The organism is Pirellulales bacterium (assembly GCA_036499395.1).
GTDB lineage: Bacteria > Planctomycetota > Planctomycetia > Pirellulales > JACPPG01 > JACPPG01.
Window position 1 is genome coordinate 1 of record DASYDW010000077.1, and the last position, 12,186, is coordinate 12,186.

The 12,186-nt window shown below is 61.2% G+C and carries 7 protein-coding genes; 3 read left to right on the forward strand and 4 right to left on the reverse strand.

Translation table 11 applies throughout. The features are described from left to right. A partial coding sequence (locus tag VGN12_14330) for a hypothetical protein (GenBank protein HEY4310623.1) occupies positions 1–413 on the forward strand: 413 nt, incomplete at its 5' end. Positions 414–518: 105 nt separating this feature from the next. On the opposite strand, the gene VGN12_14335 is transcribed toward VGN12_14330, so the two are convergent. The 3 genes from VGN12_14335 to VGN12_14345 form a co-directional block, all read right to left on the reverse strand. After that, on the reverse strand, positions 519–2,195 hold the full coding sequence (locus tag VGN12_14335) for a PQQ-dependent sugar dehydrogenase (GenBank protein ID HEY4310624.1): 1,677 nt from the start codon (positions 2,193–2,195) through the stop codon (positions 519–521). 268 nt (positions 2,196–2,463) lie between these two features. Continuing rightward, on the reverse strand, positions 2,464–6,240 hold the full coding sequence (locus VGN12_14340) for a family 10 glycosylhydrolase (protein ID HEY4310625.1): 3,777 nt from the start codon (positions 6,238–6,240) through the stop codon (positions 2,464–2,466). 534 nt (positions 6,241–6,774) lie between these two features. Next, on the reverse strand, positions 6,775–8,019 hold the full coding sequence (locus VGN12_14345) for a sulfatase-like hydrolase/transferase (GenBank protein HEY4310626.1): 1,245 nt from the start codon (positions 8,017–8,019) through the stop codon (positions 6,775–6,777). Positions 8,020–8,522: 503 nt separating this feature from the next. On the opposite strand from VGN12_14345, the gene VGN12_14350 reads away from it, so the two are divergent. Then, positions 8,523–10,550: an ATP-binding protein gene (locus VGN12_14350; protein ID HEY4310627.1), complete on the forward strand. Its 2,028-nt coding sequence runs from the start codon at positions 8,523–8,525 to the stop codon at positions 10,548–10,550. Positions 10,551–10,796: 246 nt separating this feature from the next. Continuing rightward, positions 10,797–11,333: a ferritin-like domain-containing protein gene (locus tag VGN12_14355; protein ID HEY4310628.1), complete on the forward strand. Its 537-nt coding sequence runs from the start codon at positions 10,797–10,799 to the stop codon at positions 11,331–11,333. A gap of 400 nt (positions 11,334–11,733) precedes the next feature. On the opposite strand, the gene VGN12_14360 is transcribed toward VGN12_14355, so the two are convergent. Further along, positions 11,734–11,991 (reverse strand): hypothetical protein, encoded by a 258-nt coding sequence (locus VGN12_14360; protein ID HEY4310629.1) that lies wholly within the window; start codon positions 11,989–11,991, stop codon positions 11,734–11,736. Positions 11,992–12,186 lie beyond the last annotated feature (195 nt).

Sequence of the window (12,186 nt, forward strand, 5' to 3'; positions counted from 1 at the left end):
GGGGTGACGTGAACCTGGTTACCACGTCGGCGAGCGGCGAGCTCCAAAATCATCCCGAGGCGCAGATCAAGCTGCCGTGGGTCAGGCGACTCCAAAACTTCATTCCTTTAACAAGCCAAAGAACTTTCCGGAAGCTCAACCAGACCCACGGCGGCAGCGCCCAAACTCTTTTTCATATTCCCGTGGCCTTTCCGCGCGCGCTCTTCTTCATCGCGTTTGCATTCAGTGATGAATGCAAAATGATGAATCGAAAACAGCCTTCTCTGAAATGTACCCCCTTTCCAAACGCCGTCAGTTTCCAGAAGTTTCGCATTCCCGCCTATTCATCGCGCATCATTCTGCACTCTGCATTTTCCTTCCGTGCCGAAAGAATCTTGCCACAGAGTTCACCGAGGCCGCAGAGAATTTCATAGACTAAAGCTCCTTCTCTTCGTGCCTTTTCGCGTTTTTCGTGGCCACCTCTCCTAGCCTTTCGGCTCATCACTCATCACTTGGCGATCCGCACTTTCCCCTATTTATCATTCGTCACTCTGCTTTTGCATTTGCTTCACCGCCCTCTGCCCATTTCTTCGCCCCGTGACTCCGCGCCTCCGTAGTGAAAATCTTCCCCGCGCTAAACCGATCGTTCCCACGGCGGCCAAACATGCCATCACGATCGCCTCCGGCTCGGGCACCGTCGCCGCACCGTTTCCTTCGGTCGACCTCGCCAGCCAATTCGAAGAGACGAGCGCCAAGTCTTGGGCATTTACAATGCCGTCGTGATTGACGTCGGGCGGCAGATTGCTGCCCGTGGCCAGCCATGACGAGGAAACGAGCGCCAGATCCTGACCATTTACAATTGTGTCGTGGTTCGCGTCACCGGGTGTGGCCGCCTGCACCAGGCGATAGATCGAGCCGTTGCCGTCGATGACGTACATCTCGCCAAATCCGTCCACACCAAATGAGTGAGGGCCACTCAGCGTGAACCCGGTGCCGGTGAAGAGTTGATCGGTGATGTCCGTAAAGTTCGTGGCCGTTGTGCCGTTGTAGTCGAGCGACAGGATTCGCCCCGTGTTGGGTGATCCGGCGGCCGTTCCCGATAGATCGCCAAAAATGTACTTACCGTCGAGGCTAGGCACGCCCGCCCCGTGATAAATGTAGCCACCGATCACGGCCTGTCCGGAAATCGGCTGTTGCGTCGTGGGCGTATGCGGATAGTCGATGATCGGATCGACCACGCCGGCCGGCTTCGCTCCACCTACGCCTGGCGTGGCGATTGTCCCTTCGCGCAATCGCCAGCCGTAGTTCTCGCCGCCACCCGGGTTCGTGGCCTTCTGCACATCGATCTCTTCGCGGGCGCCTTGTCCGACGTCACCGATCATCAGGTTGCCGGTTTGCGAATCGAAACTATCGCGAAACGGATTGCGCAGACCATAGAGCCACACCTCGGGCGCTCCGCCCGTGCCATTGGCAAATGGGTTATTGGCCGGAATTGAATAATTCGGATGCTGCGCTGGCCCCGGCGTATCGACATTGATGCGCAGCATTTTTCCCAGCAGCGAGTTCGTGTCCTGGGCGTTACCCGTCGGCTCGACGTGCCCCGTTCCCTGGTCGTTGGCGTTGCCGCCGTCACCCATCGCGATGTAGAGATTGCCCGTATCGCCGGGCCGATTGCTGAAGCCGATCCAGCCGCCGTTGTGATTTGTCTGCGGCTGGTCGATCGTCAGCACATCCGTGGCGCTGGCAGCATTAGCCACATTAGGATTCGACGAAACCTGGTACCGCTCAATATGCGTAACGCCATTACCGAACGCCCCGCCGGGCGCGGTGTAATCGACGTAGAATCGTCCATTCGTGGCGTAGTTAGGATCAAACGCCAGCCCGAGTAATCCCTGCTCGCCTCCAGTGGCGATGCCCGAGATCTGCAGAAAGGGTGTTGAATTGATCGTGTTGTCGGCCAGGTTCAGGATCTTGATGTCGGCGGTGCCGTTCTCGCCCTGTTCAACGATGAACTCGCGCGAGGTGTCACCGGGGGCGAACGTCGCAAACAGCGGATTATCCAAACCGCTCGCCACGCGCACGACGGTTTGAGCCTGGGCCGTCGTTGCGACAACCAGCGTGGTCGTCGCGAGAGCGGCGGCAAGCGAAATGCGGATCGAAGTTTGCGCAGCGGCAAAACGCGTTCGCGATGCGAACGAAGCGAGAAGGCCGGACATAATCGTGCTCCAAGAGTCTGACGCGCCCCTGCACGCAATCGAAATTACGGTCCCTTCTCTGCTGGACCGCGGCCGTGAACCGCAAATCTTGCGCCGGCTGCTGGTCCGACCCCTGGCACGCCGATCGTACCGCGCGCTTCCGAAAAGTGCTCGCCATCGGCGCGCGGAATCTCACGTAAAAAGTTACGACCGAGCGCAAAGGGTTGGAAAACGTGAAGCGGGCATTCGCGGTAAAACGCGAGAAATAGGCGCGTGACCAGGCGCCTCGTTACCGCAAGATGGACGGCATCGCCTTGCGCATCCGCTCCATTAGACCAGGCTTCATCTCCGCGTCCGGCGGCGGAGGCTCGACGTGCTTCGGCGCGTGGCGCTGGCGGGCTGCAACAGGATCGGAAGTCACCGGCACATTGGCCACCAGGAACCGCGGCCAATAACCCTCCAACAGTCGCAAACAATCGCCCAGTTGCCGGCTCTCGAGCGTATAGCTGGCCACGGTGATCATCTTCTTCATCTCGCGAAACTCTTGATCGTCGAACTCGCGCAGCTCGACGTCGTCGATCCACACCTCGCCAGGACCAGTCAGATCGAAACGCACGCTCAGGTCTGATAACTGCTCGGTCGGTAGATCGCGAACCTCGAACAGAAACTGCGTCCACTCCGAACCGATGGCCTGCGCCGTGCCTGACCCGACCGGGGCATAACGATAATAGTCCTGCCCCTTCCAGCGCGCACTTACGGCCAGTCGCAACGGCGGTTGCTGATTGGGATCGGCAACGCGCAGCCATGCCAGGACAGACAAGTGGCCGCTCGACAACGGCACAAACGGCGCACTGACCAGCGAGGCGGCCGTTTGCCCGCTGGCGAAGTGCAGGCTTTGCTCGCCCGACTTCTTTTGCTCGGCGTCGAACTCGGCCTTTGCGTCTGCTTGCTCACGCAGAATCCAGCCCGGTAGATGATTCTCAACGGTCGGCGGCTGTTCGAAGCCGGGATTCAAAAGCATCTTGCGAGCCGTCGGCTGTTGCAACGCCGAGACGCGCTCGCCTAGCTCGCGAATGCGCAGATACAACTCGTTCTCGACGTCCTGGGCAAATGAGACCTGCGGATTCAATAGATTCACATCCGCCGCCGAGAATCGTCCGGCCAATAGCTCGTACGGCTCCAGATCCACGACCCAATTCTGATGGGCGCCGGCCGCAGTCGGGGCGGGCAGCTTGCGCGTCTTACCGAAGCGCGTCAGCTCGCAGGACGCCGGCGATTCGACCTCGACCACGACACGCGTCTGCCAAGGAGAATCGTTTGTGAAGTAGATGTACGTTCCCTGCTCGCTCGAGTAATGGCGGATCGTTACTGGCTGCTGCACGCCAGGCACCGTCTCGAAGGCTGCGGCCGGCAACTCGCGATAGGTCGCCACCAGGTCCGCCAGAGACTCTTCGGCCCCCATCGGCAACAGCCATCCGCCGTCCACGAGCGCGTCGGCATCGAGCGTCGCGATCGCGTGAATGAATCGTTGCCGATTTGCGGCGCCGGCCGGCGAGGGCTGCGCCACCAGCAACGTTTGCGCTCCCTTGAACGGACTCTTTGCATCGAACGACGGCAACCGAAGTTGTTGCGGCTCGTGGAAGAAGAGGGCCGCCGTGGCACGCCCTGCCGCTGCGCGGTCGAGCTCGACCGATTGATTCAATTCAACCCCCACCCCCTGCTCGGACAGCATGTTCAGCGGCTCGATCCATTGCGGCCGGGCCAGCACGACGTTGTCGCTTTCCTGATACAGCTTCGGGTCGATGCCCAAGGACATGAGCACCCCTTCGACGCTGGTGTGCGATCGCAAGCTGGGGCGCAACGCCTGTTGGATGTCGGGGCGGTCGAATAGATGTGCCCCGGCGAGGTAAAGCCTGCCCGGTGCCTCTTTCCCGCGCACCAGCTCCGCCTGCATGTGCCGGTGCAATTGGTGCAATGCCTGGCAGCGCCATTCCAGCCACTGCACGCGATAATCACTGGCAATCAGCCGCACCCGCGTGGCATGATCCAAGCGAGCAAGCGGCTCGAGCCCTCGCTCGCGTACGAATCGATCGACCGTCTGTTCGTCATAGCACCAGTCGGCGCCCGGCAACTGCGCATAGCCGTCGGCAGCCAGCTGTATTGCCAGGCCCGAGAAGGCCGGGTGATGCTGATAGCGTTCGCACAGTTCGCGAACCACGGCCACCATTTCGTCCTGCACGCGGACGTGCAGCGGATTGTAATAGGGGGCCAATCCCTTGCGCGCACCATGTACGCTCAACCAGTCGTGCCCCTCGGCATCGACCGGCACAATGCCTTCGCCACCAGCGACGCGCGCGCGGCGGGCCTCTTCCAGCGCCGGCAGCGGAGCGGCAAATTGCAGAGAAGGGATGAGTTGCATCCCTTCGCGATCGAACAGGCGAAACAGCAGTTCCAGAACGTCTTTGCGATACGGGTCCTGTCCCGAGACGAAATACGATCCCGTGTCGTAACGGGGCGTAGGCTCGAGCAATCGGCTGGGATAAATCGTGCTGCCGTCGGCCAGTACCGACATGACCAGTCCGTTGTAGCCGACGTATTGCAGATACTCGACCAGGCGTGTGGCCCCCTCGTAATAGGTCACCCAATCATCGAGTCCGCGATCGCTCCACTCGTCGTAGGCTTCGTTGGCCGAGAAGTTCTCGGGAAACAACGGCCGGTCGTAGTAAGCGGCCAACAGCCGGCTGCCGGCAGGTTGGCTTGCCGGGAACGCACTCGGCAAAAACGCAGGCCGACTCACATCGCGCCCCAGGTTCGAAACGCCAGCCCCGCGCGGACCGATCACGCGCACCTTGCCGAAAGTCGAACGCGCGCCCTCGCGCTGATTCGTGACCAACAGCAGGGGCGTCCGGGTCCGCGGCCAAAAAACGATGCGATGCTTTGCCAGCCGCGGCTCGCTGCCAACGGCGTCGTCCGGCACGTAAACGCCCGTATCAAGTCCGATGGGTGTCATCCGCCCGGCGGCATTCGGCTCGACAATGCTGACGCCCATCGTTTGCGGTACGTCGGTCGGATATTCCACCTCGACGACGTGCGGCTGACCAGGCTTAGCGATCGGCAAGGGATACGCTTCCCAACTGACGTTTGGCTCGCGTCCACCCGGCCCCAGTTGAATCAGCGGTCCCAGCGAGTGCTGCCAAGGCGTGGCATCGCCATTGCCCAACGGGCCACGGCGCAAACCAGGAATCAGGGGGACGTTCGCCAACCGCTCCCACCACGGGGGACTGGCCGGATCGAGTTCGAACAGCGTGTCCGCGACAGCCGGCAGCGGTGCAGCGCCGGCCGGAACCGGACGTTCCTTGGCCAGCACGACGACCTGCACCTTGCGCTCGTCGACCGTTTGCTTCCAACCCAGCCGATTCTGCAGCGCGCGGCGATGCATTACGATTCGCAAATCGTACACGCCCTCGGCCTCGGGCATCTTGACCGACAAAATCGTCGGCTCGCTGGCCGAGCCATCCGGGGTCAACGTAATTTCGCGCTCGTTACTCCACAGCGGTTCGCGCGACGTTCGCGCACCGAACAGTTGCGCTACCATCAGGACGCGGCCACCGGCGGCCGGCCCCAGCATATGCGGTCGCACCTCGATCTCGGCGACTTCACCTCCGGCGAAAATTACCGAGTCGCGCGCCAGCTTCACGTGTACGCGATCGCCGGGCACACGCCGAATCAACAGCCGGCTGCCCAACGCATCGAGCGCGTGCGAAAACGATTCTTGCGCGACTTGCGCAAGTGGGACTTCGATGTCCGTGGCTGCCGCATCCGCGGCTCCCGTAAGATTGACGCGCAGTTTTCCCGTCAGGGGCGCAAACACGTCGACGTCGACGCCGTCGTAAGCGCGGCCGCTGCGCGGTTGAATCTGCAGCGTGTGATCCGTAACCCACATCGAAGCCGGTTCATCGGCCTCGATCCCCAACGGGTGCGGCGCGGCGAGTGTTCCTTCGTCGACCGAAACGGTTCCTCGCCAGGCCTGCTCGCGCCCTCCGCCCCATTCCAGCCGCAAGCGCATCGTAGGCTCGTCCGCCAGCGCAGCCACAGGAAGCAACCAAGCCAGAAGGGCGAATGCCCTGAAGAAATGCCGCGCGAGTGTTTGCGGCCTGCGAACAGGCGCAGCGCGATCACTCGGCGAGGGCGCAGCCGCCGCCGCAAACGCTGCCGTCGGACTTCCTTGTCCGATCATTGTGGATCCGAAACAAACTTCGACGCTGCGCCACGGACAGACCGCAAGCGCAAGTAATCGCCGCTGATGTGTGTCGCTTATGTCCCTGACGAGCCCGCACTCCTGGCCGTGCCACCGACCGACGCAGCGCGTCGTAAGTGGCGAGGTGGCAAAGGGTAATCGCGCTCGGAAGGGGACGGCGATTATAGTGACGCCGGTAAACGTCACCTATCCCATCTTGTCGGCACTTTTGCGCGCCAACACAACTTGAGCAATTGCTCGGCCACGACGGGCCGTCACGGGCATGCTAGCGATTCCCGGATCTCGATCGGGCGAGTCCGTGCAAATCCCGATAGTGCATGACCTTCGCCATGCCAGCACGCGTTATTCCATGCCGAGAACCAGCACGTCTGCTAGCGGTCTTTGCGCGACCGATTGGGACGAATCCGATCCACTATCCAAAACTTCGGTGAGCAGTTCCAGAACCTCGGGGCAGCGATCGGCAACATCGTTCACCTCGATATGGTCGTCCGGCTTTACGTACAACTCAGCCTGCAACTCGCGATGGTTCCCGACTACGGGGGGCGCGTAATTCCCGACGCGCAGGTACCAAGCCGGCGTGCGCAAGGCCCGCTCGCCATCGCGCCCAGCGACAAATGCCCGATCGTGTACCGCGGTCGCCTCGCCGCGCAGGATGGGTAGCAAGCTCGCGCCTTCCGACAGCCGTTCGCCGATCGGCAGCCCCAAAGCATCGAGCAAGGTCGGCCTCAGGTCCGCCGGCTGAACCAGCGCCGGACTACGGTCGTTCGCGCCAAAGCTGGCCGGAAGCCGAATCATCCAGGGCACGTGGACCAGCTCGGCATACAGCGCATCGTCGACCGCCCCCACGCGCCGATGCTCCCCCAGCGGGAAGCCGCGTGCCGACAGAAGCGACAGCAATGTTCGGTCGGCCAGCGACGAAGGCTCCAATTCGTCCAGCAATACCCCCAGGCACAAATCCAACAACGAAATCTGCCCCGAGTAGGCCTGCGTCACGGCTAGCAGTTCGTCCGGATCGTAACCCTCGGGCAACCGTCGTGCGGGAACGTCGGCCGCGAGCGGAACGACCGGTTCATCTTCCTCGGCGAACCGCTGCCGCAACGCCAGCGGCGCATCCCAACTGAAACCCAGGCTGCCACAATGGACCCACAAGCAGAATGGCTCAGGTGCATCTTCGAGCCATGACCCCACAACGGCAAACAACTTTGCCAGGTTCGTGTGCTCGATATCCTCGGCCGGCTGCGAGCTGCGCTGCACATCGACCGGAATGACTTCGTCGAACTCGGCTGCCCACGGCCCCGCGGCCACCACGGAATCGTCCGAGATCAGGGCCGTCGACATCCCGCTGGCACGCAGGGCGCCAATCAAAGATGGCCCGGCCGCTGCCGTCGTTGCTCCGCCCGCGGCCACCCCGAGCGCGGTCAGATGGCGGTACTGCTGCGCGAGGTCAGGCGAATGGATGAGCGCCTGATCGAAGACAAAGCTATCCGCGGACAGCCGATCAAAGCTGGAAGTGCCGATCCACGAGTTTCCGTAACATCCCAGGTAGCCAACGTGCAGCCGATCGATCACGAGGCTGATAATATTCATGCGCGCCGGCGGAAATTGGTTCGGAAACAGACGCCGTGATTCTACTGAGAATCCGGGGCTGAACATACCGCCGCCCGGGGCGGAGTCCGGAGAACTGTAAAGTTGAGAAATTGCGCCTCGGCTTCTGTGGCTAGCCTCTTCGAGGCCGGGACCGCATGGTGGCGGTCCGGGGTCGCAGACCCCCGGCTACAGACTTCGCAGTTCTCCTGGTGGCGGAGTCCATCGGCCGCCAAATTGTTACTCGCACCGTTTGCTTCTCCGGTTCATCGTATGCTGCCTGGTGACCGGCGTTGCTTTCGGCCACCTCCCCTTTAATACTTGCAGTCCCTGGCCCAGGCGGATTGGCACTGGCGGTTGGCACAGTCGGTTAACACTGGGGAGCAGCCGGTCGTCTCTTGGTTGCCCCTTTTGCAACGCGATCATGGTTCGGCGGTACTGCGCAATCAGCATTGTGCGATACTTTGCCCAACCCGTCCTTCGAAGTCGGAATATCGGAAACATCTATGTACGAGTTCTTTTTGAAATTGCTCAGCGACGACGGGTTTCCTCCGCGTTGGCACTGTGGCAGTTGGTCTGAGTTTCACGGCTGGCTGTACATCGCCTCGGACCTGGGAGTCTGGTCGGCGTATACGGCAATTCCCGCGGTGCTGATCTATTTTGTTTGGCGCAACAAGTCGATTCCGTTCAATGGCATCTTCCTGCTCTTCGGCGCCTTCATCCTGGCGTGCGGGCTGACGCACCTTTTGGATGCGGTGATGTTCTGGTGGCCGGCCTACCGGCTGCTGGGTCTCGTCGAACTCCTGACGGCGATCGTATCGTGGGCGACGGTCGTGGCCCTGGTCCCCCTGGTGCCGAAGGCGCTGGCCATGCGCAGCCCGCACGAGTTGCAACGAGAAATCGACGCTCGGACCCGGGCCGAAACCGACCTGCAGCGCGTCAATCACGAACTCGAACGCCGCATCGCCGAGCGCACCGCCGAGCTGGTCGGCGCCAATGCCACGCTCAGCGAGCAGCGCGAGCTGTTTCGCACCACTTTGGCCAGCATCGGCGACGCCGTAATCTCGACAGACACCAGCGGCCGTGTCGCGTTCTTCAACCCTGTGGCCGAAAGCCTGACCGGCTGGAGCGCCAGCGAAGCCTCGGGCAAGCCACTGACCGAAGTATTCCGCATCGTCCATGAAACGACGCGAAAAGTCGCCGATAATCCGGCGCTGCGCGCGCTGAAGGAAGGCAAAGTCGTCGGTCTGGCCAATCACACGGTGCTGATCCAAAAATCGGGTCGCGAGCTGCCGATCGACGACAGCGCCGCCCCGATTCGCGACGAACGAGGACGGTTGACCGGCGTCGTGCTGGTGTTCCGTGACGTAACCCAGCGGCGCAGTACGGAACTGGCTCTCCGAAAAAGCGAGGAACAACTGCGCGCGGCCGATCGCAGCAAAGATGAGTTCCTGGCCATGCTGGCGCACGAGCTGCGTAATCCCCTGGCGGCTATTCGCAACGCGCTCGCCCTCTTCAAGGCGGGAGGAGACACCCAAACGCTCGCCTGGTGCCAGGAGGTCATGCAACGGCAGGTCGAGCACATCGTTCGCATGGTCGACGACTTGTTGGATGTCTCGCGCGTCATGCAGGGCAAGATCCAACTCCGCCAGGAACCGGTCGACGCGGCGGCCATTGTGCAACACGCCCTGGAGGAAATCCGCCCCGACTTTGCGGCGCAAAATCAGCAACTTTCATTCTCTGTTCCACCGCAGCCCGTTTGGGTTAACGCCGATCCGGTGCGGCTGGCACAAATCGTGGCGAATCTACTCAGCAACGCCACAAAATATACCGATGCCGGCGGCAGCGTATCCGTGTCCGTGCGAAACGAAAATGATGACGTGATTATCGACGTCGCAGACTCAGGCGTGGGCATTCCTCCCAACATGCTCAGCGAAATATTCACTCCCTTTACACAGATCGGGCACTCGCTCGATCGAACCCGCGGAGGATTGGGAATTGGCCTGGCGCTGGTGCGCGATCTGGTCGCGCTGCATGGCGGCCAGGTCACGGCCACGAGCGAAGGAATCGGCCGTGGAAGTGAGTTCGCCGTCCGCCTGCCAAGGCTCGAAGCGCCCGCACCGGCGCCCACGCCCGAATGGCAACCATCGGGCGTCCCCGTCAAGCGAGTGCTTGTCGTGGACGACAATCACGACGCGGCGCTATCGTTGAAACTGCTGTTATCGAAGCTCTGGAATCATGAGGTCGAGGTCGCGCATGACGGCCCCACGGCAATCGAAAAAGTGCGCGAGTCAAAACCTGACGTCGTGCTGCTGGATATTGGGCTCCCAGGACTCGACGGCTATCAAACGGCGCGGCGCATCCGAGAATTGCCCGACGGGAATGCACCACTATTGGTAGCGCTGACTGGGTACGGCCAGGAAAGCGATCGGCAAAAGTCCGACGCCGCCGGCTTCGACATGCACCTGGTAAAGCCCGCTTCGGTCGAAATGCTGGAACAAGTGTTTAGTTCGCCGAAACGGCGACCTTCATAAAGCAACGCAGTTGCTCTGGTTCTCGTTGGCTCTGCGCGAATGCCGGCCAGATTGCGCAAGAATGAATCAAGCTCGCCAGTCTTCCGCCGGATACGCATGCGCGCCACGTGACGAAATCCGCGAAGGCGCTTTGTCGCCGCCGCGAATGGGAACATGATTTGCAGTTCGACGATCAGCCAACGGCATCACTTTCGTGCCCCCTTACCGAACACATCTGACACCATCACGCTCTTCAAGGAAGTTCCAATGAGTATTTCATCCTGGTTCTCGAAGATGCTCGGCACCGACATGACGCTCGACAACTTACAGAACGTGCTGCTCTTGCAGTTGCGCGATCTAGCAAGCGCCGAAGAGCAATTGATCGATGCCCTGCCGAAGATGGCGGATGCCGCTGCGAATGCGGAACTCCGCAGTGCCTTCCAGACGCACCTCGTCGAGACTCGTCAGCACAAAGCTCGGCTCGACGAAATGTTCCGTTTACTGCATCAGGAGCCCGGGATCGAAAATTGCGAAGCGATGGAAGGGTTGATCGCCGAAGGAGACGAGGTCATCGCATTGGCCGGTGATCCCGACGTGAAAGACGCGGCGCTGATCGCGGCCGCGCAGCGTGTCGAGCATTACGAGATGGCCGGATATGGTTGCGCTCGCGCTTTCGCGCGCCGCCTTGGATTAGCCGACGTCGCCACGTTGTTGCAAGACACCTTGGAAGAGGAAGCAAACGCCGACAAGGTGCTCTCCCACATTGCCGAGACCGCGGTGAATGTTCATGCAGCCCGCGTTTGACGCGATTACGCCGATTCCCCCCTCGATTGATCCTTACGAGGAGAACATGACATGGCTCGCACGATCAACAGGCGTACATCCTTTTATGCGAATAGCTCAGCCCGCTACGTTCATGAGGATCGGCGGAAGTTCAACGAGGGGGATGAGCAGCGGCGCACGAGGTTCAAGGAACCGCGCCGGAACGCAAAGCCGGCACCTCGCGTGCGGTACAGTGATGAGACGGTTCCGAAGCACTGAGCGCTGCCGCAATATATTGTCAGTCACCGGCAAGCTCTTTGCGTTATCGCCCAATAGCCGACAAAGCCATCGTCCCCTTGGATCTCGAGGCGCTTGAATAGTTGCCACGCTTGATGGTATGACGGCGAGGGTCAGGGGGCGCTACGAACGAGTGGCGTTCTCGTTAGTTGGCGCCGTCGCCGCTATCCTCGCTCGTGCTTTCCTGAGATGCTGAGCGGTCGGGATCTTTCGCCAGCGGTTCATCGGAGGGGGCATTGCCGTTCTTGCGGACCGAGGTCACCCAATCGAGATACTCTTCGATTTCGTGCAACGGCATTCCCAGGTAAAGCGCCTTCTTCACGGCCTCTTTACGTTCCCAGAGGGACTCGGCATGTTCGAGGATCAACTTCGCTATCTCATGCACGACGCCCACCTCGGACACGAACTTTTTCTTGAAATTCGGCCTCGCTCTGTCAGGAAGAGGCGGTCGGCCGGAAACGCAGAGATGCAATCCGTATGGTAGCACGAAATCGGGCAAACCAATTTCCGTTGAGGCACGGATTTCTGCAGAGGGGGATGCCCGGCCTCGGCGGCCGATTTACGCCGAAAGGTCGGCACCGGTCCTATGAACGCGGCC

What these genes read in the sequence shown, in the direction of transcription:
- VGN12_14335 (HEY4310624.1), bottom strand. Translation starts at nt 2,195, where the DNA reads ATGTCCGGCCTTCTCGCTTCGTTCGCATCGCGAACGCGTTTTGCCGCT.
- VGN12_14340 (HEY4310625.1), bottom strand. Translation starts at nt 6,240, where the DNA reads ATGCGCTTGCGGCTGGAATGGGGCGGAGGGCGCGAGCAGGCCTGGCGA.
- VGN12_14345 (HEY4310626.1), bottom strand. Translation starts at nt 8,019, where the DNA reads ATGAATATTATCAGCCTCGTGATCGATCGGCTGCACGTTGGCTACCTG.
- VGN12_14350 (HEY4310627.1), top strand. Translation starts at nt 8,523, where the DNA reads ATGTACGAGTTCTTTTTGAAATTGCTCAGCGACGACGGGTTTCCTCCG.
- VGN12_14355 (HEY4310628.1), top strand. Translation starts at nt 10,797, where the DNA reads ATGAGTATTTCATCCTGGTTCTCGAAGATGCTCGGCACCGACATGACG.